Consider the following 26,284-nt stretch of genomic DNA (forward strand, 5'->3'; position numbering starts at 1 on the left):
ACGCGGACACGCACGCAGCGGCGCGCCGTGCGTCGACGCCCGGTTGTCGCAATGCATGAGGTTCTCCTTGACATCGGTTCGTTCGGTTATTGCGGTGTCGCTGGGCTGCAGTCCGCTACGATGCGTATCGTTGGCGGGCGTGCCGGAGAAGTTGCGGTGTAATCAGTTGGTGCAGTTGGTTGTACGGGCAAGTATAGAAGCGATGCAGTTGATCGCACAGTCACGCGCACCTCGGTTTGCGCCGGTGAGTTCGGTGGAACCGGCATGGCCGGCCCGGCTCCGGCCACGCGACAACCGGGAATCACGTCGTACCGCAAGCGGCCTTTCGGGCCTCAATCTGACTAACTCAAACTATGGAGTCTTCATGAACGTCACACTCAGTCTCGGCCCGCTCGTTTCGTTGATCGCCGGCATTCTGATTCTGGTCATGCCGCGCCTGCTCAACTACATTGTCGCGCTGTACCTGATCATCATCGGCATCATCGGCCTGATTGGCATGAAATAGCCTCGCGCGGTTGCGGCACGCACCGCAACGCGATGCATTCGCCCGGCATGGCGCGCGTACGGCGAACTCGCCGCACGCCGTCACGTTCAATAGACGCAAAGCGGCATGACGCGCAACGCATCGTTGCACGATCACGCGTGTATGCCGTCGCAACTCAAATGGCAGCGCACCGACGCAGCGTGAAGACGCGACTACGCCTGCCTGGTTGTGCGCGGCACCGGCAGGCCAACCTGATGCGGGTTCAACCTCGCGGCAGGTTCAGCGCGCCCCCACAGAAACCTGAATGTGAACCCTGAACGTGCTCAGCCGTTTGCCAGCTGGTCCAGACGCAGGCGGCCCTGCAGCGACAAGCTGCCGACGGCATAATGACCACCGGCATCGCTATAGCGATTGAAGCACGCACGCTCGATCAAAAAACGTGCGGCGGTATCCATTCCGTTGCGAGACAGGCCGAGCGTACGGCAATCGAGAGACAGCAGTTTGTCGTCAGGCAGTTCGCTGGCGGCGGAAAGAATGGAGATGCAAGCGGATTTCGACGGGTTCAGCATGGCTTTCATCCTCGAAACTGCACTTTGGGGGTAGCGGCAGCGAAGCGACGGACAAAGCAGGAAACAACGCTGCCGACATATGAATCGTCTGGAAGACCCGATTGTAGGCATTGAAAATGAGGCCTGCCAATACTCAATTTCAGCCTTTTGCGTTCTATCAATATGTATCGCGCTGCTTCGGTAAGATCGACGTTTAATGAACGGACGCATTCGCATAATGCGCATTTTTTACCACCGCTCTCACCGGTCATTTGATCGAATCTCAAGCTTATGCCCGCACCCATTGAAGACTACGCACTCATCGGCGACGGTCACACCGCCGCGCTCATTTCCCGCGATGGCTCGGTCGACTGGCTTTGCTGGCCGCGTTTTGACTCCGGCGCATGCTTCGCCGCCCTGCTCGGCGCCGAGGAACACGGACGCTGGCTGATCACGCCCTGCGGCGACGCGGTCAAGCCGACGCGCCGCCGGTACCGCGGCGAAACGCTGATTCTCGAAACGGACTACGAAACGCCGGACGGCGCGGTCACCGTCGTCGACTTTATGCCGCCCGGCAACGGCTGGTCCGAGATGATCCGCATCGTCGTCGGCAAACGCGGCGCCGTGAAGATGAACATGGAGCTCGTGCTGCGCTTCGACTACGGCTTCTCGATTCCATGGGTCAGCCGGCTGATGCACGACAGCGGCATCAAGGCGATCGTCGGGCCGGATACGGTCGCGCTGCGCACGCCGGTTGAACTGAAGGGCGAGAACATGCGCACGGTAGCCGAGTTCACGGTTTCAGAGGGCGAGCGCGTGCCGTTTTCGCTCACCTATTCCGCGTCGCATCTGCGCATTCCGCCCGCGCACGATCCGCTGACCGCGCTTGCGCGCACCGAGAATCACTGGCTCGAATGGTCGTCGCGCAGCACGGTCAACGGCCGCTACGCGAAGGAAATCCAGCGTTCGCTAATCACACTGAAAGCGCTCGCGTATGAGCCGACCGGAGGCATCGTCGCCGCACCGACCACGTCGCTGCCGGAGCAGCTCGGCGGCACGCGCAACTGGGACTACCGCTACGTGTGGCTGCGCGATGCGACGATCACGCTGCTCGCGATGATGCGCGGCGGCTACTACGACGAGGCGCGTGCGTGGCGCACGTGGCTCGGCCGTGTGATGGCCGGCGCTCCCGAGCAGGTCCAGATCATGTACGGTCTGGCCGGCGAGCGGCGCCTGCCCGAGTTCGAAATCGACTGGCTGCCGGGTTACCAGGGCGCGAAACCAGTGCGCATCGGCAATAACGCGGTCGGGCAGCTACAACTCGACGTGTACGGCGAAGTGATGAACGCACTGCATCTCGCGCGGGTCGGCGGCTTGCAGGCCGACGAGACCGCGTGGAACGTTCAGCGCGCGATGCTCGCCCACCTCGAGAAGATCTGGGAAGAGCCCGACGAAGGGATCTGGGAGACGCGCGGCGGGCGCCAGCACTTCACATTCTCGAAGGTGATGGCGTGGGTCGCGTACGACCGGGCGATCAAGTCGGCCGAGCAGTTCGACCTGCCTGGGCCGCTCGATCACTGGCGCGAGATGCGCGCGCGGATCCACGCGGACGTGTGCGCGAAAAGCTGGAATCCGGAACTCAAGGCATTTACTCAAATCTATGGGGGAAGCGAACTCGATGCAAGCGTGCTATTGTTACCCTTGCTCGGGTTCCTGCCACCTTCGGACCCGCGCGTCGCAAGCACCGTCGACGCAACCGAGCGTTATTTGATGCACGACGGATTTGTAATGCGGTATCGTACGACCCAATTTGACGATGGCCTGCCGCCGGGAGAAGGTACATTCCTTGCGTGTTCGTTCTGGTTCGTGGACAACCTGGCGTTGCTCGGGCGAGTAACGCAAGCGCGTGAGATGTACGAGCGCCTTCTGTCCCTTGCCAACGACGTTGGGCTGCTCGCCGAAGAGTACGATCCGGTGGCTGGACGTCTGGTCGGGAATTTCCCGCAAGGGTTTTCACATGTCGCGCTCGTTCACACGGGGCTGAACCTGATGAAACACGAGCAGGAAATGGCCAAGGCGACCGGGCAGCCGCCGCACGACGGGCAAGGCGCTGCCGGATCATCGAACGCCGATGCCGAACCTACGCCGGTAGCATGATTTGATGACGTTTCTGATGACATTTCGTTTGTGGCCTGGCGCACCGTTGCTGCATTGCACAACATCGCGCGGTTGGATATCATCGAACGGGTCTGACGGCCGATAATCAATGTTCAATAACCACTTCGGGCCGCCTCGACGCTACGCGTGCTTTCGCGCAGCCCCGCGCGCACCGCAATAACGCTGGAGCAACCATGCTCTATCAATTTCATGAATTCCAGCGGGCACTTTTGAGTCCGCTCACCGCCTGGGCACAGGCCGCATCGAAATCGTTCGCGAATCCGGCCAGTCCGCTTGCGTATGTGCCGGGCGCCACCCGACTATCCGCTGGCTACGAACTGCTGTACCGGCTCGGCAAGGATTATGAGAAGCCCGAGTTCAACCTGCATCAGATCGTCAAGGACGGCCACAACATTCCGATCGTCGAGCAGACCATCGTCGAAAAGCCGTTTTGCCGGCTGATGCGCTTCAAGCGCTATGCCGACGATTCCGACGCGGTCGCGCAACTGAAAGACGAACCCGTCGTGCTAGTCTGCGCGCCGCTATCGGGCCACCATTCGACGCTGTTGCGCGACACCGTGCGTACGCTGCTGCAGGACCACAAGGTGTACATCACCGACTGGATCGACGCACGGATGGTGCCGTTCGAAGACGGTCCGTTCGATCTCGACGACTACATCGCGTATATCCAGGAGTTCATTCGCCATATCGGCGCGAAGAATCTGCACGTCATTTCGGTCTGCCAGCCGACGGTGCCGGTGCTCGCGGCGATCTCGCTGATGGCGAGCCGCGGCGAAGAGACGCCGCGCACGATGACGATGATGGGTGGGCCGATCGACGCTCGCAAGAGCCCGACGTCGGTCAACTCGCTCGCGACGCAGCACTCGCTCAACTGGTTCGAGACGAACGTGATCTACAACGTGCCATCGAACTATCCGGGCGTCGGACGCCGGGTCTATCCGGGCTTCCTGCAGCATGCGGGCTTCGTCGCGATGAATCCGGAACGGCACGCGGCGTCGCATTGGGATTTCTATCAGAGCCTGCTGCGCGGCGACGAAGAGGATGCCGAAGGACATCGCCGTTTCTACGACGAATACAACGCGGTGCTCGACATGGCCGCCGAATACTATCTTCAGACAATCCAGGTGGTGTTCCAGGAGTTCCGGCTCGCTGAAGGCACATGGGAAGTCGCCGGCGAACTCGTGCGCCCGCAGGACATTCGCGGCACCGCCCTCTTCACGATCGAAGGCGAACTCGACGATATCTCCGGCAGCGGTCAGACGAAAGCCGCGCACGAACTGTGCACCGGCATTCCGGCGAAGCACCGCCGGCATTTCACTGCTGAAAAGTGCGGGCACTACGGCATCTTCTCGGGCCGCCGGTGGCGCACGATCATTTATCCGCAAATTCGCGACTTCATTCTCGAACACAACAAGGCGAAAAAGCCCGAGGTGGAACAAGTCGAGGCTTGATGCGCGAGGTACAGCGTGCCCCGCTCGGCGCGCCCCGTCGTACAACTGATGAATAGGATAAACGGCAACGGCCTCGTCATGAGGCCGTTGCCGTTTCTATTTGCGCGTCGAGCTACGTGCGCCGCTTCCCCGGAACCTGTTAGCGGCGCAGCAGATACGCAAGCAGAATCTCAGTGTTCATTTGCACGATCTCGCTACGCTCCGCAGCCGAACTGAAATCGCGCGCAAGCGTTGCTTCAAGCGTGAAACGATTCGACACGATGTAGTAGCCCATGCCGGATAGCGTCACGTAAAAGCGCAGCGGGTCGACATTCGCGCGGAACAGTCCCGCGCGCTGACCGCGCTCGAGAATGCCGCCGAGCGTCGCGACGATCGGTGAGATCATTTCGCGGATACGCGTGGACTTCCGCATATACCGCGCCTCGTGCAGATTTTCGTTATTGATAAGCCGCAGCAGTTCCGGATGATCGCGATAGTAGTCCCACACAAAATGTGCGAGACGCGTGATCGCCTCGACCGGCGCAATGCCTGCAAGGTCTAGCGTACGCTCGGCTTCGGTGAGTGCGCTGAACGCGTGTTCGAGTACCGCGGTGAAAAGCTGCTCCTTGCTACCGAAGTAGTAATAGAGCATGCGTTCATTGGTTTCCGCGCGGCGGGCGATCTGATCGACGCGTGCGCCGAACAACCCACCATTTGCAAACTCCTCGGCCGCCGCGAGCAGGATACGGCGACGGGTGCCTTCAGGATCTCTTTTGATTTTCGGCTGATTCATGGTGGCAAGGTGCTTCGTGAGCCGCGTATTCCGGATCACACCGCCAGCTTCATGACCGTGGCTCCTGACACGAAGCGGCATGGCGGCGCTGCGCGGGCTGGTTGGTGGGAACACCCTCCTGCGGTCATTCGTAAAGCGCTTCGATTATGGCACATGGTTCGGCAATGGCAACTGGGGAATTCGGCGATAATAGATATTTGGCCAAGCGTTATTACGCGAGCTGCGGCGCAAAGGCGCGTGCGATGCCTGGCTGGCGTTGCGTGGGTGTGCAGTGTGTCGGTGTGCATTACGTGGTCCGCATGCCGTCATCGAGCTTCGTGATCCGATAGAACGCCGGTCCGCTTGTGGTCTCGAGCGTTGCATCGTCCGACAGAGCGCCGCCCGACCGATCGCGGCTCGACACATCGGCGTCCGACGCATGGGCGCCCCGCGGAAACAACGCACCAAACCCGCCCCGATCCGCATGACCTTGGCGTGCCGCCATCGCCATCGACGAATCGAAGCAAGCAGAAAGTCCCGACCTCGTCACCGTGACCGATTCGAAAACACTCGCGAAAACACTCGCAGACCGCATCGAAGATCTGCTGCCGCAGACGCAATGCACGAAGTGCGGCTACAACGGTTGCCGCCCGTATGCGCAAGCCATTGCGCAAGGCAGCGCGAACTACAACCAGTGCCCTCCGGGCGGCGCGCAAGGCATCGCGCGGCTCGCCGCGCTGCTCGGCAAGCCGGTGATTCCGCTGAACCCGGACAATGGCGTCGAGCGCCCGAGGCCGGTCGCGTTTATCGATGAGAACCTGTGTATCGGCTGCACGCTATGCATGCAGGCGTGCCCGGTCGACGCGATCGTCGGCGCGGCAAAACAGATGCACACGATGGTCGCCGAGCTTTGCACCGGGTGCGATCTATGCGTGCCCCCCTGCCCGGTCGATTGCATCGCGATGATCCCTGTCACCGGCGACGCAACCGGCTGGGACGCGTGGAGCCAGCAGCAGGCCGATGCCGCGCGCGAGCGTTATCACCGGCGCAGCGCGCGTCTCGATCATGAACGTGAAGCAGCCGAAGCGCGCGCGGCGGCACGGCGGTCGGCGGCCGGCAGTGCAGTAGCGGGCGGTGCTGAGGCCACGGGCGCCGCCGCGGCGCCCGCGAGCGCATCGCAGACGGGTCCCGGCGCGGCGGCGAGCCGGTCCGCTGCCGTCGATGACGCTGAAGCGAAGAAACGCGCGATCATCCAGGCCGCACTCGAGCGCGCGCGCAAGAAGAAGGAACAGACGTCAGCGCAAGGCCAAGGTCCGCAAAACACGACGAACGTCAGCGCCGACGTGCAGGCGCAAATCGACGCGGCAGAGGCGCGCCGCCGGCGTCTGGGCATCCACGACAAAAACAGCGCGCAAGCGACGAATGACCCATCGCAGGCGCACCCGGCACGCGATGCGGCCACATCGCGCGGCGCGACCGAAGCCGGGCGCGCAAGCGGCAACCCCGACGACGATCACGAAGACGACGCGAGCCACGCCCCCGACCACGCCAACCCGAAGCGCTAAAGCGCCGACCTTTTCCGCATGAACGCGAACGCATGAACGCGAACAAACGCCGCGCGATCTTCGAGACGCTGCATAGCCTGAATCCGCATCCGACGACCGAACTCGAGTACACGACGCCGTTCGAACTGCTGATCGCCGTGATGCTGTCCGCGCAAGCCACCGACGTGTCGGTTAACAAGGCGATGCGCAAGATGTTTCCAGTCGCCAATACGCCTCAGCAGATCGTGAAGCTGGGCGAAGCAGGCGTCGCCGAATACATCAGGACGATCGGTCTGTACCGGACCAAAGCGAAAAACGTGGTCGCCGCGTGCCAGATTCTGCTCGACCAGTACGGCGGCGAGGTGCCCGCCGACCGCGAAGCGCTTGAAGGTCTGCCAGGCGTCGGCCGCAAGACTGCGAACGTCGTGTTGAACACCGCGTTCGGCCATCCGACGATAGCCATCGACACCCATATCTTTCGGGTTGCGAATCGAACCGGTCTTGCACCGGGCAAGGACGTGCGCGCGGTCGAAGCGGCGCTCGAAAAATTCACCCCGGCCGAGTTCCGGCACGATGCGCATCACTGGCTGATCCTGCATGGCCGCTACGTTTGCAAGGCACGCCGTCCAGAATGCTGGCATTGCGTGATCGAGCCGCTTTGCGAATTCAGGCAGAAGACGCCGCCGCCCGAACTGTGATCGCGCCTGCGTGCCGCGCGGCGCAGCAAGGCATTCGAGCGGCGGCGCGTGAAGACGCGGCAGCGTAAAATGTCAGATCTCGTCGTCCGGCGGCGTCGCGTCGTCGCCCGTCGCGTTACGCCGCCGCAATGCAGCGCTTTGCGCCAACCAAGCCCCTATTCCGCTTCCTGCCGCCTTCACCACTGCCGATGTTCAATCCCAGCCGCGACGAAGTCCGACGTTTTTTCACCGACACCTGGCGCAAACAGCGCGCGGGCGAAATCCTGACACCGCTTGAATCGATCGCGGCGGACTGGATTGTCGAACATCCGGAATACCAGGCCGACCTGACCGACCCTGAAGCCGCCACCACGCAGGACTATTCGCCCGAGCGTGGCAAGACGAATCCGTTTTTGCATCTGTCGATGCATCTGGCGATCAGCGAGCAACTGTCGATCGACCAGCCTCCCGGCATTCGCGCGGCGCATGAGCGGCTGGTGGCGCGGCTCGGTTCGACCCATGACGCGCAGCACGCGATCATGGAGTGCCTCGGCGAGACGATCTGGGAAGCGCAGCGGACCAACACGCCACCCGATACGGACGCGTATCTGCAGCGAATCGAGCGTCGCGCTTCGCGGGACTGATCGCGAGACTGGTCACGCGCGCGACCCTCTCACGGCCAGATCCCGCGCGATCCACGTAGCCGCGCCAGACATGCGCACCAAAACAAACACCCCGCCGCAGCGGGGTGTTTTCGTATTCGCGTTCGGATTCGTCGAGCTGGTGAGCCAACGCTGACCCGGCGATTACTTTTTCTCGACCAAATCGCCCTTCAGTGATTCGATATACGCGGCGATATCCTTCATATCGTTCAGCGACAGGCTCTGCACCTGCGCCTGCATGATCGGATTGTTTCGGCCGAGCTGCGGGTTACCGGTGCCCATCTGGTACTGGCGCATCGCCCAGAAGAGATAGTCGGCGTGCTGCCCCGCGAGCTTCGGATATTCCGGGCTCACCGGGTTGTTCAGCTTCGAACCGTGGCAGGCCGCGCAGTTATGGCTTTCGACCAGGTTCTTGCCGTTGTCCGCATCGGCCGCGTACGCCGCATCCGAGGCGACGGCGAACCCGGCCAGCGCGAACGACGCGCATGCAATCTTGAATATCGTGTGGAGGACGTGTGGGTGCTTCTTCATGAATTCTCCTGGCCCGCGTGGCGGAATGACCGAGCGACTGTGCTAAAGAAAGCGCGGCCGGTCATTTGTCGGGGTTGTTCTTCGAAGTGGGAGTTTGCGCCGCGTAGTACGCGGCGATATCCGCGATGTCCTGGTCCGACAGCGAGCTCGCGATCGCGTGCATCGTGGCGAAGTGGCGGTCGCCCTTCCGGTACGCCTGCAGCGCGTTGATCAGATACGCTGCGTTCTGGCCGCCGAGGATCGGTACCCGATACACCTCCGGGTAGGCCGTCCGGTAGTCGGGAATACCGTGGCAGCCGATACACATCGCGACCTTGCCCTGGCCCGCTTTCGCGTTGCCGACGACATCCGCTGCGTATGCATTGGCCGCAAGGCCCGCCATGCACGACAGCGCTGCGATCACGACGTGTTTGCCGACGAATTTTTTCATAGCTCTTGTAACCTGGCTTGAGGGGAAACGGCACAAAAACGAGGGCACAAAAAACGAAAGACCATGCGCGGGATGGCACCGCAAACATGCGGCGCGCCACGCGCAAGCCCCGAATCATGGCCTCAAAAACGGGCGCTCAAAAAAGCGGCGACCCGCGCCGTCTTTTTTTGCTAATCGCCACGCAGGCCAAAAAAATCGGCCCAATTGTACCAAGACGCCGCGCCGGGCGTCCACCGGACGGGCTGCGACGGCCAGGTCCGCGGCTTGCGCGTCGCGTCGCCCGGCAAGGGGGCGGCGCACGGCCTTCTGGCCAGACCCGCCCGACACGCTCGCGACCCGCCCGCCGCGATGCCGCCGACGACGCCAGGCCGCAGCGTCGAGGCTACCAGCCCATCTGCCTTATACTGGGATTTTCCCCGAACGAGCGTCCTGCCATGCGTTTCGAAGGCTCCTCGCAATACGTCGCCACCGACGACCTGAAGCTCGCGGTCAACGCGGCGATGACGTTGAAGCGCCCGCTCCTGATCAAGGGCGAGCCCGGCACCGGCAAGACCATGCTCGCGGAGGAAGTGGCGGCCGCGCTCGACATGCCGCTGCTGCAGTGGCATATCAAGTCGACGACCAAAGCGCAGCAAGGTCTGTACGAATACGACGCGGTGTCGCGGCTGCGCGATTCGCAGCTCGGTGACGAGCGCGTAAAGGACATTCGCAATTACATCGTGAAAGGTGTGTTGTGGCAGGCGTTTGAGTCGAACCAGCAAACGGTGTTGCTGATCGACGAAATCGACAAGGCCGACATCGAGTTCCCGAACGATCTGCTGCGTGAGCTCGACCGGATGGAGTTCTACGTGTACGAGACGCGCGAGCTCGTGAAGGCGAAGCAGCGTCCGCTCGTGATCATCACGTCGAACAACGAAAAGGAATTGCCGGACGCGTTCCTGCGCCGCTGTTTCTTCCATTACATCAAGTTCCCCGACCCGTCGACGATGCAGCAGATCGTCGAAGTCCACTACCCGGGCATCAAGCAGGTGCTGCTGCGCGCGGCGCTCGAAAGTTTTTACGAATTGCGCAACGTGTCGGGCCTGAAGAAAAAACCGTCGACGTCCGAACTGCTCGATTGGCTCAAGCTGCTGCTCGCCGAGGACATTCCGCCCGAAGCGCTGCGTTCGAGCGATCACAAGCAGATCGTGCCGCCGCTGGCTGGCGCGCTGCTGAAAAACGAGCAGGACGTATCGCTATTCGAGCGTCTGGTCGCGATGAACCGGAATAACCGGTAAGCGCGCACGCTCGCCCTGCGGAGAACCCGGCATGCTGATCGACTTCTTCTACACGCTGCGCGCCGCGAAGCTGCCGGTTTCGGTGAAGGAATATCTGACGCTGCTCGAGGCACTGAAAGCGAACGTGATCGAGCCGTCGCTCGACGAGTTTTACTATCTGTCGCGGCTGACCCTCGTCAAGGACGAGCAGTATTTCGACAGGTTCGACCAGGCATTCGGCGAGTATTTCAACGGCATCGGCGACACCGCGACGCTCGCGCTCGATCTGCCCGACGACTGGCTCGCGAAGAAACTGCAGCGCGATCTGACGCCCGAGGAAAAGGCGCGCATCGAAGCGCTCGGCGGCCTCGACAAGCTGCTGGAACGCCTGAAAGAAGTGTTCGACGAGCAGAAAGGCCGTCACGAAGGCGGTAGCAAATGGATCGGCACCGGCGGCACGTCGCCGTTCGGCAACGGCGGCTACAACCCGGAAGGCATCCGCATCGGCGGCGACACGGCGGGCAATCGCAGCGCGGTCAAGGTGTGGGACGCGCGCGCCTACCGCGACTATGACGATCAGGTCGAAATCGGCACGCGCAATATCAAGGTCGCACTGCGGCGGCTGCGCCGTTTCGCGCGCGAAGGCGCCGCGCAAGAGCTCGACCTGCCCGACACGATCCGCAGCACGGCCGCGAACGCCGGCTGGCTCGACCTGAAGATGGTGCCGGAGCGCCACAACAACGTGAAGGTGCTGATGCTGCTCGACGTGGGCGGCTCGATGGACGATCACATCAAGCGCACCGAAGAACTCTTTTCGGCCGCGAAGGTCGAGTTCAAGCACCTCGAGTTCTACTACTTTCACAACTGCGTGTACGACTTCCTGTGGAAGAACAATCGGCGCCGCCACACCGAGCGCACGCCGACGTGGGACGTGTTGCACAAGTTCACCGCCGACTACAAGCTGATCTTCGTCGGCGACGCGACGATGAGTCCGTACGAGGTGCTGCAGCCGGGCGGCTCGGTCGAATACAACAATCGCGAACCGGGTGCGGTCTGGTTGCGCCGCCTCGCCGACCATTTCCCGCGCTTCGCGTGGCTCAATCCGGAACCGGAAGCGCTGTGGGAGTACCGGCAGTCGGTCTCGGTAATTCGCGAGGTGCTGGGTCACCGGATGTATCCGCTGACGCTCGCGGGACTCGAAACGGCGATGCGCGTGCTGAGCAAATAACGCGGCGGGCCGTCCTGCGGGGGCAAAACGCAGAAGGTCATGATCAAGGACAAGCTCACCTCACGGCGGATATTCGCCGCGACGCCCCTCCCCGCCCCCCTCCCAAGCACTCATCCCCGGCTCAATTCCCACAAACCCTGCCAAATGCGGCAGAATGCCGCAGCAATTCGCGTGAATCCGTACCAATCACGCAACAAAAGGCATTGGAGACACCATCCGCATGAGTTCCCCGTCGTCACCCGATCTGTCGCGCCCGCCGCCTGCCCCGCTCAAACCGCTCGCCGATTCATCGCTGTCGGCACTGGTTGCGGGCTTCGTCGCGATGATGACCGGCTATACGAGCTCTTTGGTCCTGATGTTCCAGGCCGGCCAGGCCGCGCACCTGACCGATGCGCAGATTTCGTCGTGGATCTGGGCGCTGTCGATCGGCATGGGGCTGTGCACGATCGGCCTGTCGCTGCGCTTTCGCGCACCGATCGTGATCGCGTGGTCGACGCCGGGCGCCGCGCTGCTCGTCGCATCTCTACCGCATGTCGGCTACGGGCAGGCGATCGGTGCGTTTATCGCGTGCGCGCTGCTGCTGACCGCGGTCGGATTGACCGGCTGGTTCGATGCGCTGATGAAACGGATTCCGGCCGGCATCGCATCGGCGCTGCTGGCGGGCATCCTGTTCGAAATCGGCATCGAGATTTTTCGCGCCGCGCAGTTCCAGACCGCGCTCGTGCTGACGATGTTCTTCACGTACCTCGCGATGAAACGGATCGCGCCGCGCTACGCGATCGTCACGACGCTCGTGATCGGCACACTGGTCGCGGGCGGCCTCGGTCTGCTCGATTTCAGCCACTTCAAGATCGCGCTCGCGCATCCGGTCTTCACGATGCCGGCGTTTTCGCTATCCGCAATCGTCAGCATCGGCGTTCCACTGTTCGTCGTCGCGATGGCTTCGCAAAACGTGCCGGGTATCGCGGTGCTGCGCGCCGATGGCTATACGACGCCATCGTCGCCGCTGATCGCCACCACGGGCGTTGCATCACTGTTGCTCGCGCCGTTCGGCTCGCACGGCATCAATCTTGCGGCGATCACCGCGGCGATCTGCACCGGCCGCGATGCGCATGAAGACCCTATGAAGCGCTACACCGCGGCACTGTGGTGCGGTGTCTTCTATCTGATCGCGGGCGTGTTCGGCGCGACGATCGCCGCATTGTTCGCGGCGCTGCCCAACGCGCTGGTTGTGTCCGTCGCCGCGCTCGCGCTGTTCGGTTCGATCATGGGCGGGCTTTCAAACGCGATGCAGGACGGCAAGCACCGCGAAGCGGCGCTTGTCACCTTTATGGTGACCGCGTCGGGGCTGACCTTGCTATCGATCGGCTCCGCATTCTGGGGGTTGGTCGCGGGCGTGCTGACGCAGGTCGTTCTGACCGCGCGAAACCCGGCTCAATAGCGCGATCGATGCGCGTGTTGCGGCACATTCGACGGCTCGCTGAATCCCCACCGCTAGCGGCATGCGCATCAGTCGAACCATTGTCAGCCGATCCGCCATAAAATGAAGGGATCGGGCGGCGTTTCGTCTGATGTCCGGCCGCCAGGAAATTCGGCGGCCCTGCCCGGTGTCGATCCGTCGCAAATCGGCGGCGAGGTATGCGCGAACCTCGGCACACCCCCGCTCAAACCCGGCGCGGACACCGAACGCCCGAGGCCCTCGGCACTGCGGGACCCTGCGGGATGAAGGCCGCCTCCGGCCAGCCGGCAACCAACCGGCACCGGCAGCAGCGTCATCAATTTCTGACCACGGCGCGTATGCGCCTCAAAGGCTCGACATGACAACTGCACTCGATCAACTCAAGCAATACACGACTGTCGTCGCCGATAGCGGCGATTTCCAGCAACTCGCCCAGTACAAGCCGCGCGACGCGACGACCAACCCGTCGCTGGTGCTGAAGGCCGTGCAGAAGGACGACTACAAGGCGCTGCTCGAAAAAACCGTGCGCGATCATGCGTCGAAGCCGGTCGGTGCGATCATCGACCATCTGCTGATCGCCTTCGGCTATGAAATCCTGAAGATCGTGCCGGGCCGCGTGTCGACCGAAGTCGATGCACGGCTGTCGTTCGATACGAAGGCGTCGATCGACAAGGCACGCGAACTGATCAAGCACTACAAGGACGCGGGCATCGACCGCGAACGCGTACTGATCAAGCTCGCGTCGACGTGGGAAGGCATCCGCGCGGCGGAAGTGCTGCAGAAGGAAGGCATCAAATGCAACATGACGCTGCTGTTCTCGCTGGCGCAGGCGGTCGCCGCCGCTGAAGCGGGCGCGCAACTCATTTCGCCGTTCGTCGGCCGCATCTACGACTGGTACAAGAAGAATGCGGGCAGCAACTGGGACGAAGCGCGCGACGGTGGCGCGAACGACCCGGGCGTGCAATCGGTGCGCCGCATTTACGCTTACTACAAGAAGTTCGGTTACCCGACCGAGGTGATGGGCGCGAGCTTCCGCACGACCAGCCAGATTCTCGAACTGGCCGGTTGCGATCTGCTGACGATCAGCCCGGACCTGCTGCAAAAGCTGCAGGACAGCACGGACAAGGTCGAACGCAAGCTGTCGCCGGAAGCGAGCAAGAACGCGGAAATCGCTCGCGTGCCGGTCGACGAGCCGTCGTTCCGCTTCCTCGTCAACGACGAAGCGATGGCGACCGAAAAGCTGTCGGAAGGCATCCGCGTGTTCGCGGCCGATGCGATCAAGCTCGAAAAACTGATCGAATCGCTGCGTTAAGCGGTACCGGCGACGGGGCGCCGCTGCAAGCTGCGGACAGACCCACCAAGCCTGAAGGTTGAAGGTACGTAGGCTCGAACAGCGCATGAGGCAGCGATGCCGCACGCGCTGTTTTTTATGCATCATGCGCAGGTCGAACGCCATGCCAACAAACTTTCACGGACTGGCGAACGGTGGAGACTAGAATCGTCAGCACAGCTTGTGTTTCGCGCACGACGCGCAACACGCTGTTCGACATCGCAAGCTCAAACGCTTTGTATGGGAGACGACGAATGCTAGTTCAGCCTTATCTGTTCTTTAACGGCCGGTGCGAGGAAGCGCTGAGGTTCTACCGTGAGACGCTCGGCGCCGAAGTGTTGATGCAGAAATACTTCCGGGAAGCGCCGCCGAACCCCGAACGCCCGCTCAAAGCGGGCACCGAGGACAAAATCATGCATTGCACATTTCGCGTCGGCACGAGCGAACTGATGGGGTCCGACGGCGACTGCGAGCCGGGCACCAATGCACCGAGCGGCTTTGCTCTGTCAGTGACCGGCGACGACAACGCGTCTGCACAGAAGATTTTCAATGCGTTATCGGCCGGCGGCAATGTGATGATGCCGTGGCAACCGACCTTCTGGAGCGAAGGTTTCGGTATGGTGGTCGACCGCTTCGGAATCATGTGGATGGTCACGAGTCCGCACCACGCAGGCCACAAGGGCTAGCTCGCGTCCGGCACACCGCGGCCGCGCATCGGCAGATGCCGTGCGGCCGCGTCAATGCTGTTGCTGCTGTTCGCGACGCTGCGCGACGCGCGTGCGCCGCTCGATGTTCCACGCAGGTTCGGTTTCGACCAGCAGCGCGCGCAATCGCTCGACCTGCTCCACGACACGCTCGTTCAACCAGCATGGCCCTTGCAGATCCGGCGCCGCATTTCCGACCGCCGCGGCGTCGCGTACCACAGGCGCCAACGCATCCGGCATCCGGAAGTGCGGCGCGTTTGTGAATCGCAACGCGCGCGCCAATTCGAGCAGCACGGAGCGCACCGCGAACGCCTCGCGACCGCACTGGCCCGCAAACCCGGCGCGCATCGCCGGATCGGCGCGCGTCAGCACGCCGTTGGACATGATCTCGAGCGCACTCAGCAACATCCGGTGCAGTTGCTGGATCTGCTCGAGCCGCGCCGGCGCCACTTCGATCTCTTTCGCGACCCACGGTATCACCGCGCGCAGTTGCACCAGACGCCGCGCCATGCGCAGAAACGTTGCGTCCTGTTCGTCGGCGGAAAGCCAGTCGCCATGCGCCATGCGCGTGTAGATGCGCGCGCAGTCCCGCAGATTGTCGGAAAGCTGATACCGCCACGTGTACGTTGCGTGCAGCGGCAACGCAAACGAGAAGGCGAGCGCGATCACCGTGCCGATCGCGACATCGGCCGCGCGCCACAAGCCATCGGACATCTGGTTGTCGCCGAGTCCGCCGACAATGCACATCGTGATCGCGGTCAGCAACGCCATATAACCGTATCGGCCGATCGCAAACGCCGCGCAGATACCCGCGACCAGCGACATGCACAGCACCGTCAGCGCAAACGAATCGAACAGGCTGTGCTGGACGATCAGCGCGAGACCGATCGTGCCGCCAATCAAGGTGCCGATAGTCCGCTCCAGCGCTTTGCGACGGATATTGCCGTGATGCTGCAAACCGCCGATCACGATCAGCACCGTGATCGGCGCCCAGATGCCGTGCGGCACATCGGTCGCGTGGATCACCGCAATCGACACGAGCATCGCCACGCCGACGCGTATGCCGTGCAGCACCTTCGCATTGCGGTAGCGGTAGTACGGCGACGTCAGCACGCGCATCAGGCGCGCGAGTACCGGGCGTCGGCGCGCGCCCGGCGCGATGGCCGGGTCGCCGGCCGCGGGTTCGGAATCGTCCAGCGCCATATTCGCCTCGCAGTCGTTCGAATCCGGGAGTTCACGTTACGGCATGCTTTGCGCAGTATCGCGCACCTCTGCGGCACCGGACAGTCCACAGGCGAAGAAAATCGCCCGGCACGCAACAGCAGGCAGGCGACTCGGCAATTGTCTGAAATCGGAGTCCGGCGCCGCTTTGCGCACAAGCGCGACGATGCGCCGGAAAAAGCCAACACAACCGCGGATACCGCAGCCGCGCGCCGTCCGCTTGACCGGAACGACAAAATCCGGCTCGCGACGCAGCACGGCGCGGCGCGGCGCGGCATACAGCGGTGCGCGTCAGATCATGGACTGCTCTTGCGAATACGCTGAACTGTGCCGGCATCGACCGCCGACGCCTGATTGCCCCATGCGCTGCGGATAAACGTGACGACCTCCGCGACCTGCTGATCGTTCAGACGCTGACCGAACGCGGGCATCGTGAACACAGTTGGCGCACTGTGCGTGCCCGGCATCGATGCGCCGTGCAACACGAGGCTGATGAGCGAGGTCGGATCCTGCGCATTCACCGTCGAACTCAGCGCGAGCCGCGGGAATACGCCGTCGTAGCCTTTGCCATCCGAGCGATGGCAAGCCGCGCAGTTATCGAGGAAGGTTCGCGCGCCGGGCACGCCGGTCTGCCCCGCATGCAATGCGAGCGCCGCCTTGTTCGAGTACACGAGGGCCGCCTGTTGCCGCGCCGGCGCAAGCGACTGCAAATACGCGGCGATCGAGTTCAGATCGGGTTCGCTCATATATTGCGTGCTGTCGAGCACGACATCGCGCATCCCGCCGAACGCAGCCGAGTGCGTATTGCGGCCGGTCTTCAGGAACGCGACGATATCCTCGCGGCTCCATTCGCCGAGACCGTCCACGCGATCGTCGCGCAGATTGTTCGCGAACCATTGCTCGACGACGCCGCCTTGCAGGAAAGCCAGGCCGCCGCCATCGGTGAGCGCGTGTTCCTGCAGCAGCGTGCCGCGCGACGTATGACACGCGCCACAGTGCCCGAGCCCCTCGACCAGATACCGGCCACGTTCCAGCGACATCGCCGCACCATCGGCGGCCTGCGCATTGGTGCCGGTTGCAACGTCGGGCGCGAATGCGATGCGCCACAGCGCGAGCGGCCAGCGCATCGACAGCGGCCAGCGGATGCCATTCGGTATGTGCGGCTGATAAACCGGCGCGACACCGTGCATGAAGTACGCGTACAGTGCTTTCACGTCGTCCGGCTGGATATGCGCGTACGACGGATACGGCATCGCCGGGTACAGCGTATAGCCGGCCTTCGATGTGCCGTGCCGCAGCGCGTTGTCGAAATCCGCGTACGCATACGCGCCGATGCCGGTCGCCGCGTCCGGCGTGATGTTGGTCGAGTAGACGATGCCGATCGGCGTGTGCATCGGCAGGCCGCCTGCGAACGGCTTGCCGCCCTTCGCGGTATGGCACGCCACGCAGTCGCCGACGCGAGCGAGGTATTCGCCGCGCTTGATCAGTGCCGCATCGTCGGCACTTGCGCTTGCACCGGTCGACGATGCCACCGAAGCGATCGCACTTGCACCCGCAACAAGCCCGAATGCACCGGCGACGGTAACGGCGACCGCCACCGCCGCGCGGGAACGAAGTTTCGTAAGCGCGTTTCTCATGCTTGCACCATCGGGCCTGGGTTCTTCAAATACTGTTCACGGATCGCGCGCGCCGACCAGTAACTCAGCGCACCGACTAGCCCGGTCGGGTTGTAACCGAAGTTCTGCGGGAACGCCGACGCGCCCAGCACGAACACGTTGTGCACGTCCCAGCTCTGCAGATAGCGGTTCACCACGCTCGTCTTCGGATCGGCGCCCATTACCGCGCCGCCGGTCGTATGCGTGCTCTGATAGACACGCGTGTCGAAGTGCGTGCCCGGTTTGCGCGCATTCACATCGACGTGGTCGGTCAGCACACGTGCGATACGTTCGGCCTGCGCGACGGTGTACTGCGTCATCGCGATCTCGTTGTCGTGCCAGTCGAACGTCACGCGCAACAACGGCTGGCCGTACGCGTCCTTGTAGTTCGGATCGAGGCTCAGATAGTTGTCGCGATAGGACATCACGGACCCTTGCGCGACGATCGTCATCATCCGTTGATAGCTGTCCTGGACCGCCGCCTTCCAGCCGCTGCCCCACGCCTTCGTGCCTTTCGGCACACTCGCCTGTCCGATCGGCCGCGCGCCGGTGCGCATATGGCGAACGTTCGCGCCGCCGATAAAACCGAGCGGACCGTGATCGAACACATCGCCGTTGAAGTCGTCGATGGCCTGGCCGGCCGCGCCCGCGCCGATAAACGGGTTCAGCTGCGTGCCCCGCGGCAGGAACGCATTGACGCCGCCGTTCATCTGATACGCGAAGTTGCGGCCAACCACGCCCTCACCGGTCGCCGGATCGTACGGCTGTCCGATACCGGATAGCAGCAACAGCCTCACGTTGTGCATCTGGAACGCGCTCAGGAACACGATGTCGGCCGGCTGCTCGATCTCGCGCCCCTGCGCGTCGATATATGTGACGCCGGTCGCGCGCTGGCCGCTCGCATCGCGGTTGACGCGCACCACCTGGCAGCGCGTGCGCAACTCGAAGTTCTTCTTCTGATAGAGCGCTGGATGAATCGCGGTCTGCGGCGACGACTTCGAGTACATATAGCAACCGAAGTCTTCGCAAAAGCCGCAGAAATTGCACGGCCCAAGGCGTACGCCGTACGGGTTCGTGTACGGCGTCGACACGTTGGCCGCCGGAATCGGGAACGGCTCGTAGCCGAGCTCGCGCGCGGCGCGCGCAAAGAGCTGCGCGCCGTAGATGTCTTTCAGCGGCGGCGTCGGATATTCGGTACTGCGCCACGACTCGTGACGATTACCGCCCGCGACGATATTGCCGTTCAGATTGCCCGCCTTGCCCGAGATACCGGCCACTTCTTCAAAGCGCGTGAAATACGGCTCGAGCTCGTCATACGCGACGCCGAAATCCTGAATGGTCATGCCGTCCGGAATAAACGCCTTGCCGTAGCGCTGTTCATAATGGCTGCGCAGTTGCAGGTCGGACGCCTGCGGCCGCCATGTGAGCCCATTCCAATGGAAGCCCGCGCCGCCAACGCCATTGCCGAGCAGCATCGCGCCGTGCTGACGATACGGTACCGCAAGCCCGTCGGGCGCATGCCGGAACGTGAGCGTCTCTTTCGACAGGTCCTGATACAGCTTGCCGCGAATCGCGTACGCGAGTTCGTCCGCGATATTCGGGTACTTCGCGGTGTTCGCGGTGTCCTGCATCTCGCCGCGCTCGAGTGCGAGCACGTTCAGGCCCGCTTCGGCCATTTCCATCGCCATGATCGCGCCGGTCCAGCCGAACCCGACCATCAGCGCATCGACTTTGTCTTTTTTGATCGCCATGGTTAAGCCTGCTCTCCGAGAATCGATACCGGACCGAGCGGATACTTCGCGTTCGGCTGCTCGACCCAATCGGCAAAATCCGCGCGCGCGCCGGGGAAGCCGATCATTTTCCAGCCGGCCATACCTTTGTTGCCGCCGTACATCGGGTCGGCGAAGTAGCCTTCTTTCGTGTTCTTCAGCAGCGTGCTGAAGAAGAGCTTTGGCGGCACCGCATCGAGATGCAGCTGACCTGCTTCGAGCTGTTCGAGGACCTGCACGCGCGTACCGCGAGGCAACTGCGCAAACGCTTTGCCGTGATCGCGCACGCATGCGGCGTCGCACGCTTCGATACCGTGCCGGTAGATGTCGCGCGGCACGAGGCCGAGCTGATAGCCAAGTTGCGGGTCCGCCTCCGGATGGAACGGCCCCTGCATGTACCAGAGCCGTCCATGCCCGTACGGCGTTTCCATCTGACGATCGATAAATTCGGGCACGCCGGCTTCGAGTGCGCCTGCACCGGTGTTGTCGGCGGGGATCAGTTCGTCCACGGCGGCGTGAATAAAGTCCCATTCAGCGGCAGTGAAGAAGACCGGTGTGTACTTTGCGGCGGTGGCGGCCACGCCAGCGGTCGGCGCGGCGCTCGCGTTGTCCGACGCTTGCGAATGGGTGCAGCCCTCTTGCGTGACGATCACCGGCGCAATCGCCGTGGCGGGAAGAATCGTGAATACCTGGCGCAGAAATTTTCTGCGCGGCTGGTCGTCGTTTTTCATCGGGTAACGTGGGTCGTCAAATGGAAGGGATCGCGCGCGGCGTTGTTACCGGCGGCGTGATGTTCTAAAGAAAGCGGCTCGAGACGACCGGTTCGGAAGAGACGGTCTTTTCGAATGAAATGCTTTGAATGAGGCGGCGGATCTAGCGCTGGAATCAGGCACGGACGCGCCGTGCCTGACTGCGCCGGGTACAACACGTCGTTGCTGGTTCCGCGCCGCTACCGGCTAGAAAGCGGTCCAATCCTGGTCGGCCGTCGCCGGCGTGCTGGCAGCCGGTTGGGCGACCGGCTGTGCGGCCGGCTGCGCAGCGGGTGAAGCGATGGCCATCGCCGCTTCAGCGGAACTGCCCGCCGTCGCCGCGACGGCCGGGACCACGCGTCGTGCGGCACGCACCGGCGTTGTCGCGGATGTGGCCGGCATTGCGGCACGCGTGGGCACCGCAGCGGCACGCGTGATGCGCGTCGTCGCGAGCGCAGCCGTCGCGCCGCCCTGCTCGACCTTGAAGCTCACCACCGCCGCGCGCAGATTGCCGGCCTGATCTTCGAGCGAAGCCGCCGCGGCGGCCGCCTCTTCGACCAGCGCCGCATTCTGCTGCGTGACGTGATCCATCTGCGAAATCGCCTGGTTCACCTGTTCGATGCCGCGGCTCTGCTCATGCGACGCGGCCGCGATCTCGCCGACGATGTCATGCACGCGCTCGATCGACTGACTGATCTGCTGCATCGTGCTGCCGGCTCGCGAAACAAGTTCGGTGCCTGCGCGCACGCGGTCAACCGAGGTGCCGATCAGATCCTTGATCTCCTTCGCGGCCGAACTCGAGCGCTGCGCAAGCGAGCGCACTTCCGCCGCGACCACTGCGAAACCGCGGCCGTTTTCACCGGCACGGGCCGCTTCGACTGCGGCATTCAGCGCGAGGATATTAGTCTGGAACGCAATGCCTTCGATGATGCTGGTGATCTCCGCAATCTTGCCGGAGCTGTCGCCGATGCCGTTCATCGTGTCGACGACCTGACCGACGATTTCATTGCCTTCGACCGTCACATGACGCGCGGTCGCCGCCAGTTGGCTTGCCTGCTGTGCGTTGTCCGCGTTGTGCTTGACGGTCGACGTCAGCTCTTCCATGCTCGCCGCGGTTTCCTGCAGTGAGGCCGCCTGCTCTTCCGTGCGTGCGGACAGGTCGACGTTGCCGGCCGCCATCTGCCGCGTCGCGGTCGCGATCGCTTCGCTGCCGTTGCGCACATTGCGCACGGTCTGCAGCAGACGCTCCTGCATGTTCGCGATGCCTTGCAACAGTTGACCCATTTCATCGTGCGACTTCACGTGAATCGAGCGCGTCAGATCGCCTTGTGCGATCTGGTCGAAATGCGACAACGCATCGGTAAGCGGATGCGAAATCGCGCTGCGCAGGCTCACGAAGCTGCCGATCGCGGTGATCACGCCAAGCGCCATCGCAACGTACGTGATGATCCGGAACAATGCAAACGTGTGCTCTTGTGCGTCGAAGCTTTCCTTGGCCGACGAAAACTGATACGCCCTCAGTTTCGCACTCGCGTCGTGGTACGCCGCGTACAGGTCGTTGTTCGACAGCGTTGTCTTCATGATCTGCGCGCTGTCGCCACCGAGCAATGCATTGCCGAACTGATCGAGCCCGTCGTCCATTGCATTGCGCTTCTGGATCACATCTCGCGCAAGCTGGTCTTCTTCAGGCGTGCGCGGCAGCTTCATATAGTTGTCGAGCGCCGCGCGCGCTTGCGTGCGGTAATCGCGAGAATGGGTAATGATGCCGCGCAGATCCGGTGCGCTCGGGTTCAGCGCCGCGCGAAACAGTGCGGAACGTTCGCGCTGCAAGTCGATCTCCGCATCGCCGATATTGGTCGCACTCGGTAGTTGGTCGCTATAGGTATCGCGATTCGCGTCGTTACTGCTGGTCATTCCCGCAATGCCTAACCCGCCGATCACGAGTAAAAGCACGGAAAGCAGCGCCATTGCGAGTGCGAGGCGCGATCTGATCGAAATACGCATTTGCTAATCCCCGAAGCCTGTTATCTATTTCTGCCACGCTTCTATTTACGGCGCATAAGGGGAATTCTTTAGCAAATACTTCAAAGTTTGAGAAAGAACAGGAAATGAAATGAAAATGTATGTTTTATGTCTTATTCCTGTTTGCAAATGGACAAGCGGGTGCAATACCAGTCGTATAGTGCTATGAATAAAAAACCCGCAGCGAAGGCTGCGGGTTTCATGGGTTTCGACGAATCAGAGCGTACGCGCGATCCGCGCGGCTTTACCCTTCGACGGCATCCAGATAGTCTTCGGGCCGCGTGCGGTCTTCGGCATGCTTCATGCCGAGCACACGCACCAGCACACTCACGACCACCGACACGACGAGATTCACGATCAGCGACCACACGGCCGCGTAACCCGGAATCGCGAACCCGCCGATATGAATCGTGAAGATCGAGCTGGCCAGCTTCAGCGAGATCGCCATCCAGGTGCCGGTCGCGATACCCGCCGCCCAGCCTAGCAGCAGGCCGCGGTAGTCGAGCACACGCGTATAGAGGCCGAGCACGATGGCCGGCAGGGTCTGGATGATCCAGATCCCGCCGAGCAGTTGCAGCTGGATTGCGTAGGTGAGCGGCAGACCGAGAATGAACGCGACCGCACCGACCTTGACGATTAGCGAAACGAGCTTCGCAATATTCGTTTCCTGCTCGTGGGTCATATTGCGATTCACGAACTCCTTATGGATGTTGCGCGTGTACAGGTTGGCCGCCGCGATCGACATGATCGCCGCGGGCACCAGCGCCCCAATGCCGATCGCCGCGAACGCGACACCGACGAACCATGACGGGAAGAAATGCAGGAACAGTGCGGGCACCGCGAAATTCGGGCCGAACGCCTTGAAGTACGGCACGAACTCGGGCATGTCCTTCACGCCGGCTGCGAGCGCCATGAAGCCGAGCAGCGCGAGCAGACCGAGCACCAGCGAATACGCGGGCAGCATCGCCATATTGCGGCGGATCGTATTGCTCGATGCCGAAGACAAGATCGCGGTCACCGAGTGCGGATACAGGAACAGCGCGAGCGCGGAGCCGACCGCGAGCGTTGCGTACGCGCTGTAGCCGTTCAGGCTCGACACATCGGGTGACTTCAGCAACAGTTTCTCGGGCGGCACCGCGCTGAAGATATGACCGAAGCCGCCCAGTTGCGGCGGAATCCAGACGATCGCCGCGGCAATCGTGATGTAGATCAGCACGTCCTTGACGACCGCGATCATCGCCGGCGCGCGCAGCCCGGACGTGTACGTGTAGGCGGCGAGAATCGCAAACGCGATGATCAGCGGCAAGTCGCCGACGAAGCCAGTCGTGTCGAAGCCGAGCGCGCCGATCACCACTTCGATACCGACCAGTTGCAGCGCGATATACGGCATCGTCGCGACGATACCGGTCAACGCGACCGCAAGCGCGAGCATGCGGCTGCCGTAGCGCGCGCTGACGAAATCGGCGGACGTCACGTAGCCGTGGCGCTTCGCGATGGTCCAGAGTTTCGGAAATACGACGAACGCGAACGGATAGATCAGCACCGTGTATGGCAGCGCAAAGAAGCCGGTCGCGCCGGCGCCGAACACGAGCGCGGGCACCGCGATGAACGTATAGGCGGTGTACAGATCGCCGCCCAGCAGAAACCACGTGACAATCGTGCCGAAGCGCCGGCCGCCGAGGCCCCACTCTTCGAGATGTCGGAGATCGCCGCGGCGCCAGTGCGCGGCGATAAAGCCGAGTATCGTCACGCCGATAAAGAACAGCACAAAGACGAAAGTTGCAATCGCGTTCATCGTGCTCCTCCCTGCGATTGCGATTTCGATTTCGTTTTTGTCTTTGTCTTGAAGTAGACAAGCGCGGTGATGACCGCGCTGATCAACACCCACAGCAACTGGTACCAATAGAAAAACGGAAAGTCGAACAGTTGCGGTTCGATCCGGTTATAGGACGGCACCCAGATCATCGCGATCCATGGCAGCAATAGAAGCCAAAGCCAGTGTCTGCTGGATAGCTTGGCGTTAGGGACGGGGTTTGTTCTGGTTTTGGCGTCGGCGTCGTGAGCCATGACGTCTCCTCTTTTATGTGTCGTCCCGAGTTAGCGCGTTGGCGCTTTGGCGCGTGCCCGGGCGTAATGCAAGCTGATTACGTTTGAATTGTCATGTGCCCACGCTGGGCGCGATGGCCCCGCGAGTATGAGCAAGGGCAGCTCGCCCGTGAGCGCCCCAAAGAGTATAGGAGCGTTGAATAACCGGTCAAGCAGGGCGGACCCGAAGCGCCGAGCGGCCGCCAGAGATGATTCAAGCGACGATGCCTGTTGGACGGACACCGGCGGACGGGGCGCGTCGTGGCGTCGTGGCGTCGGCCCCGCCCGTTGCTGCTCCTTTCGGAGACAGACGCACTCAAATAGTGAACGCTGTGCCGTTCTGTCCAGTCGAGGCTTGCAGCCCCTTCAACCATTGACGGGCCGGCAGGCCGAGTTGTTTTTCGATCAGCTTCGCGCGTTGCTGCAGCATCGCGAACGGCACCTGAAGCGGCGGGCCGGAAAACGCGATTGCGATGCGATTACCCTCGTGCACTTCCGGCAAAGCGAACACGCGGCCATCGAAGGCTTCGTTCAGACGCTTCATATTGCGCACGAAACTCGGATGGTCGCCAAACAGGTTGATCGTTGCGACGCCCGCATTCGTGAGACACGCACGGACCGCGCGATAGAACGCAACACTGTCGAGCACCGGACCGCGCGCGGTGGCGTCGTACACGTCGACCTGCATCACACCGATCGTGCCGTGATTCGCGCGATCGTTGACGAAGTCCCACGCGTCGGTTTCATGCACGGTGAGACGCGCATCGTCGGGCGGCAGTTCGAACATCGTGCGAGCGGCGACGACCACGGCGGGGTTCAATTCGATCGCTTCGACTTTCGCGCGTTTCAGGAAACGATGCGCGAATTTGGTGAGCGCGGCTGAGCCGAGGCCCAGTTGCACGATGCGCGCGGGGGTTTCGAGGAACAGCAGCCACGCCATCATTTGCTGCGCGTATTCGAGCTCGAGATGATCGGGCTTGCGCAGACGCATCGCGCCCTGAACCCATTCGGTGCCGAAGTGCAGGTAACGGACGCCGCTTTCTTCGGAGAAGGTGACGGGGGCGAAGCGGGGTTTGCGTGGAGCGTCGATTTGCGGAGCGTCTTCCAGATAGCCTTCGGTGTGCGATGGGTGGCGGTTCTTGCGATGCAGCTTTTGCCGTGACGCGGGGGCGTCGTCGCGGTTCTGGCGGTTGTCGCGGAAGGCGCGCGCTTCAGCGGAAGCGCGTTTGATCAGTTTCGTCATTGATGAATGGCACGCCGGAGGGCGTTGGGGGTTTAAGGCGGATGAGAGGATAGCATTGACGTGGTGTGCGGGCGGGCTGCGACGCTTTGTGCGATGTGGAATGATCGTGGGGGATCAGGGAATCAAACGCGAATGGGGGCGGTTGGGATTGAGGGGGGTCCTGTCGCGTCCCATGCGGTTAACCGCCGCCGGATCCGTGGCGGCGCCGCCGACGGAGGTGTCAGAAATCTTGTGTGCTGAGGCCGGTTAAAAGATCTCAGGTCATGGCGCTGGTGAATCGCTCGCCGAACAGAATAGCGAACTGATT

At 62.5% G+C, this 26,284-nt stretch carries 24 protein-coding genes; 11 read left to right on the forward strand and 13 right to left on the reverse strand.

Going from position 1 to position 26,284, the window contains the following annotated elements:
- Nucleotides 1-364: 364 nt before the first annotated feature.
- Complete coding sequence (locus BX592_RS27225) at nucleotides 365-505, forward strand: DUF3096 domain-containing protein (RefSeq protein WP_134196415.1); 141 nt, start codon at nucleotides 365-367, stop codon at nucleotides 503-505.
- A 302-nt stretch (nucleotides 506-807) separates the two neighbouring features.
- Here BX592_RS27225 and BX592_RS27230 read toward each other — a convergent pair whose 3' ends face one another.
- The gene (locus tag BX592_RS27230; RefSeq protein ID WP_134196385.1) at nucleotides 808-1,053 is read right to left on the reverse strand and encodes a hypothetical protein; all 246 of its coding nucleotides are present in this window, start codon (nucleotides 1,051-1,053) and stop codon (nucleotides 808-810) included.
- Nucleotides 1,054-1,323: 270 nt separating this feature from the next.
- Here BX592_RS27230 and BX592_RS27235 point away from each other — a divergent pair, with 270 nt between their 5' ends.
- Both BX592_RS27235 and BX592_RS27240 read left to right on the forward strand, forming a co-directional pair.
- Nucleotides 1,324-3,189: a glycoside hydrolase family 15 protein gene (locus BX592_RS27235; protein ID WP_134196386.1), complete on the forward strand. Its 1,866-nt coding sequence runs from the start codon at nucleotides 1,324-1,326 to the stop codon at nucleotides 3,187-3,189.
- 194 nt (nucleotides 3,190-3,383) lie between these two features.
- Nucleotides 3,384-4,661, forward strand: a complete 1,278-nt coding sequence (locus tag BX592_RS27240) for a polyhydroxyalkanoate depolymerase (protein WP_134196387.1) — start codon at nucleotides 3,384-3,386, stop codon at nucleotides 4,659-4,661.
- Nucleotides 4,662-4,800: 139 nt separating this feature from the next.
- On the opposite strand, the gene BX592_RS27245 is transcribed toward BX592_RS27240, so the two are convergent.
- Nucleotides 4,801-5,433, reverse strand: coding sequence for a TetR/AcrR family transcriptional regulator (locus BX592_RS27245; RefSeq protein ID WP_134196388.1), 633 nt, complete (start codon nucleotides 5,431-5,433; stop codon nucleotides 4,801-4,803).
- A gap of 286 nt (nucleotides 5,434-5,719) precedes the next feature.
- The gene (locus tag BX592_RS27250; RefSeq protein ID WP_134196389.1) at nucleotides 5,720-5,917 is read right to left on the reverse strand and encodes a hypothetical protein; all 198 of its coding nucleotides are present in this window, start codon (nucleotides 5,915-5,917) and stop codon (nucleotides 5,720-5,722) included.
- 4 nt (nucleotides 5,918-5,921) lie between these two features.
- Here BX592_RS27250 and rsxB point away from each other — a divergent pair, with 4 nt between their 5' ends.
- The 3 genes from rsxB (at nucleotide 5,922) to BX592_RS27265 (ending at nucleotide 8,277) form a co-directional block, all read left to right on the forward strand.
- Nucleotides 5,922-6,977, forward strand: a complete 1,056-nt coding sequence (gene rsxB / locus BX592_RS27255) for an electron transport complex subunit RsxB (RefSeq protein WP_377681591.1) — start codon at nucleotides 5,922-5,924, stop codon at nucleotides 6,975-6,977.
- A 32-nt stretch (nucleotides 6,978-7,009) separates the two neighbouring features.
- Nucleotides 7,010-7,654, forward strand: coding sequence for an endonuclease III (nth, locus tag BX592_RS27260; protein WP_134196391.1), 645 nt, complete (start codon nucleotides 7,010-7,012; stop codon nucleotides 7,652-7,654).
- Nucleotides 7,655-7,842: 188 nt separating this feature from the next.
- The gene (locus BX592_RS27265) at nucleotides 7,843-8,277 is read left to right on the forward strand and encodes a DUF1841 family protein (RefSeq protein WP_134196392.1); all 435 of its coding nucleotides are present in this window, start codon (nucleotides 7,843-7,845) and stop codon (nucleotides 8,275-8,277) included.
- A gap of 162 nt (nucleotides 8,278-8,439) precedes the next feature.
- Here the strand turns inward: BX592_RS27265 and BX592_RS27270 are convergent, their stop codons facing one another.
- Nucleotides 8,440-8,826 carry a c-type cytochrome gene (locus BX592_RS27270; protein WP_134196393.1) on the reverse strand — a complete coding sequence of 129 codons (387 nt, stop codon included), beginning with the start codon at nucleotides 8,824-8,826 and terminating at the stop codon, nucleotides 8,440-8,442.
- Between the two features lie 61 nt (nucleotides 8,827-8,887).
- Nucleotides 8,888-9,256, reverse strand: coding sequence for a c-type cytochrome (locus BX592_RS27275; RefSeq protein WP_134196394.1), 369 nt, complete (start codon nucleotides 9,254-9,256; stop codon nucleotides 8,888-8,890).
- Nucleotides 9,257-9,690: 434 nt separating this feature from the next.
- Between BX592_RS27275 and BX592_RS27280 the strand changes: the two genes are divergently transcribed.
- From BX592_RS27280 to BX592_RS27300, 5 genes are all read left to right on the forward strand, one after another.
- Complete coding sequence (locus BX592_RS27280) at nucleotides 9,691-10,533, forward strand: AAA family ATPase (protein WP_134196395.1); 843 nt, start codon at nucleotides 9,691-9,693, stop codon at nucleotides 10,531-10,533.
- A gap of 31 nt (nucleotides 10,534-10,564) precedes the next feature.
- Nucleotides 10,565-11,740 (forward strand): vWA domain-containing protein, encoded by a 1,176-nt coding sequence (locus tag BX592_RS27285; protein ID WP_134196396.1) that lies wholly within the window; start codon nucleotides 10,565-10,567, stop codon nucleotides 11,738-11,740.
- A 220-nt stretch (nucleotides 11,741-11,960) separates the two neighbouring features.
- Nucleotides 11,961-13,181 carry a benzoate/H(+) symporter BenE family transporter gene (locus BX592_RS27290; protein ID WP_134196397.1) on the forward strand — a complete coding sequence of 407 codons (1,221 nt, stop codon included), beginning with the start codon at nucleotides 11,961-11,963 and terminating at the stop codon, nucleotides 13,179-13,181.
- Nucleotides 13,182-13,557: 376 nt separating this feature from the next.
- Nucleotides 13,558-14,511 carry a transaldolase gene (gene tal / locus BX592_RS27295; RefSeq protein WP_134196398.1) on the forward strand — a complete coding sequence of 318 codons (954 nt, stop codon included), beginning with the start codon at nucleotides 13,558-13,560 and terminating at the stop codon, nucleotides 14,509-14,511.
- Between the two features lie 272 nt (nucleotides 14,512-14,783).
- Entirely contained in the window at nucleotides 14,784-15,215 is a 432-nt protein-coding gene (locus tag BX592_RS27300) for a VOC family protein (protein ID WP_134196399.1), read from the forward strand.
- A gap of 51 nt (nucleotides 15,216-15,266) precedes the next feature.
- On the opposite strand, the gene BX592_RS27305 is transcribed toward BX592_RS27300, so the two are convergent.
- The 8 genes from BX592_RS27305 to BX592_RS27340 form a co-directional block, all read right to left on the reverse strand.
- Nucleotides 15,267-16,436: an FUSC family protein gene (locus BX592_RS27305; protein WP_134196400.1), complete on the reverse strand. Its 1,170-nt coding sequence runs from the start codon at nucleotides 16,434-16,436 to the stop codon at nucleotides 15,267-15,269.
- Nucleotides 16,437-16,750: 314 nt separating this feature from the next.
- Nucleotides 16,751-18,091, reverse strand: coding sequence for a c-type cytochrome (locus BX592_RS27310; RefSeq protein WP_134196401.1), 1,341 nt, complete (start codon nucleotides 18,089-18,091; stop codon nucleotides 16,751-16,753).
- Nucleotides 18,088-19,860 (reverse strand): GMC family oxidoreductase, encoded by a 1,773-nt coding sequence (locus tag BX592_RS27315; protein ID WP_134196402.1) that lies wholly within the window; start codon nucleotides 19,858-19,860, stop codon nucleotides 18,088-18,090. The genes BX592_RS27310 and BX592_RS27315 overlap by 4 nt, the downstream gene beginning before the upstream one ends.
- Before the next feature lie 2 nt (nucleotides 19,861-19,862).
- Nucleotides 19,863-20,609, reverse strand: coding sequence for a gluconate 2-dehydrogenase subunit 3 family protein (locus BX592_RS27320; RefSeq protein ID WP_134196403.1), 747 nt, complete (start codon nucleotides 20,607-20,609; stop codon nucleotides 19,863-19,865).
- A 225-nt stretch (nucleotides 20,610-20,834) separates the two neighbouring features.
- Nucleotides 20,835-22,631 carry a methyl-accepting chemotaxis protein gene (locus BX592_RS27325; RefSeq protein WP_134196404.1) on the reverse strand — a complete coding sequence of 599 codons (1,797 nt, stop codon included), beginning with the start codon at nucleotides 22,629-22,631 and terminating at the stop codon, nucleotides 20,835-20,837.
- A 262-nt stretch (nucleotides 22,632-22,893) separates the two neighbouring features.
- Entirely contained in the window at nucleotides 22,894-24,444 is a 1,551-nt protein-coding gene (gene mctP, locus BX592_RS27330) for a monocarboxylate uptake permease MctP (RefSeq protein WP_134196405.1), read from the reverse strand.
- Nucleotides 24,441-24,716 carry a DUF3311 domain-containing protein gene (locus BX592_RS27335; RefSeq protein WP_134196406.1) on the reverse strand — a complete coding sequence of 92 codons (276 nt, stop codon included), beginning with the start codon at nucleotides 24,714-24,716 and terminating at the stop codon, nucleotides 24,441-24,443. Before BX592_RS27335 ends, mctP begins: the two co-directional genes overlap by 4 nt.
- Nucleotides 24,717-25,050: 334 nt before the next feature.
- A complete protein-coding gene (locus tag BX592_RS27340) occupies nucleotides 25,051-25,977 on the reverse strand; it encodes a class I SAM-dependent methyltransferase (RefSeq protein WP_134196407.1) in 927 nt (308 codons plus the stop codon).
- Between the last annotated feature and the right edge of the window lie 307 nt (nucleotides 25,978-26,284).

It is taken from the genome of Paraburkholderia rhizosphaerae, assembly GCF_004366595.1.
Lineage (GTDB): Bacteria > Pseudomonadota > Gammaproteobacteria > Burkholderiales > Burkholderiaceae > Paraburkholderia > Paraburkholderia rhizosphaerae.

Bases quoted from the DNA above. Each gene is read 5' to 3' on its own strand.
- BX592_RS27225 (WP_134196415.1), top strand. From the start codon at position 365: ATGAACGTCACACTCAGTCTCGGCCCGCTCGTTTCGTTGATCGCCGGC.
- BX592_RS27230 (WP_134196385.1), bottom strand. From the start codon at position 1,053: ATGCTGAACCCGTCGAAATCCGCTTGCATCTCCATTCTTTCCGCCGCC.
- BX592_RS27235 (WP_134196386.1), top strand. From the start codon at position 1,324: ATGCCCGCACCCATTGAAGACTACGCACTCATCGGCGACGGTCACACC.
- BX592_RS27240 (WP_134196387.1), top strand. From the start codon at position 3,384: ATGCTCTATCAATTTCATGAATTCCAGCGGGCACTTTTGAGTCCGCTC.
- BX592_RS27245 (WP_134196388.1), bottom strand. From the start codon at position 5,433: ATGAATCAGCCGAAAATCAAAAGAGATCCTGAAGGCACCCGTCGCCGT.
- BX592_RS27250 (WP_134196389.1), bottom strand. From the start codon at position 5,917: ATGGCGGCACGCCAAGGTCATGCGGATCGGGGCGGGTTTGGTGCGTTG.
- nth (WP_134196391.1), top strand. From the start codon at position 7,010: ATGAACGCGAACAAACGCCGCGCGATCTTCGAGACGCTGCATAGCCTG.
- BX592_RS27265 (WP_134196392.1), top strand. From the start codon at position 7,843: ATGTTCAATCCCAGCCGCGACGAAGTCCGACGTTTTTTCACCGACACC.
- BX592_RS27270 (WP_134196393.1), bottom strand. From the start codon at position 8,826: ATGAAGAAGCACCCACACGTCCTCCACACGATATTCAAGATTGCATGC.
- BX592_RS27275 (WP_134196394.1), bottom strand. From the start codon at position 9,256: ATGAAAAAATTCGTCGGCAAACACGTCGTGATCGCAGCGCTGTCGTGC.
- BX592_RS27280 (WP_134196395.1), top strand. From the start codon at position 9,691: ATGCGTTTCGAAGGCTCCTCGCAATACGTCGCCACCGACGACCTGAAG.
- BX592_RS27285 (WP_134196396.1), top strand. From the start codon at position 10,565: ATGCTGATCGACTTCTTCTACACGCTGCGCGCCGCGAAGCTGCCGGTT.
- BX592_RS27290 (WP_134196397.1), top strand. From the start codon at position 11,961: ATGAGTTCCCCGTCGTCACCCGATCTGTCGCGCCCGCCGCCTGCCCCG.
- tal (WP_134196398.1), top strand. From the start codon at position 13,558: ATGACAACTGCACTCGATCAACTCAAGCAATACACGACTGTCGTCGCC.
- BX592_RS27300 (WP_134196399.1), top strand. From the start codon at position 14,784: ATGCTAGTTCAGCCTTATCTGTTCTTTAACGGCCGGTGCGAGGAAGCG.
- BX592_RS27305 (WP_134196400.1), bottom strand. From the start codon at position 16,436: ATGGCGCTGGACGATTCCGAACCCGCGGCCGGCGACCCGGCCATCGCG.
- BX592_RS27310 (WP_134196401.1), bottom strand. From the start codon at position 18,091: ATGAGAAACGCGCTTACGAAACTTCGTTCCCGCGCGGCGGTGGCGGTC.
- BX592_RS27315 (WP_134196402.1), bottom strand. From the start codon at position 19,860: ATGGCGATCAAAAAAGACAAAGTCGATGCGCTGATGGTCGGGTTCGGC.
- BX592_RS27320 (WP_134196403.1), bottom strand. From the start codon at position 20,609: ATGAAAAACGACGACCAGCCGCGCAGAAAATTTCTGCGCCAGGTATTC.
- BX592_RS27325 (WP_134196404.1), bottom strand. From the start codon at position 22,631: ATGCGTATTTCGATCAGATCGCGCCTCGCACTCGCAATGGCGCTGCTT.
- mctP (WP_134196405.1), bottom strand. From the start codon at position 24,444: ATGAACGCGATTGCAACTTTCGTCTTTGTGCTGTTCTTTATCGGCGTG.
- BX592_RS27335 (WP_134196406.1), bottom strand. From the start codon at position 24,716: ATGGCTCACGACGCCGACGCCAAAACCAGAACAAACCCCGTCCCTAAC.
- BX592_RS27340 (WP_134196407.1), bottom strand. From the start codon at position 25,977: ATGACGAAACTGATCAAACGCGCTTCCGCTGAAGCGCGCGCCTTCCGC.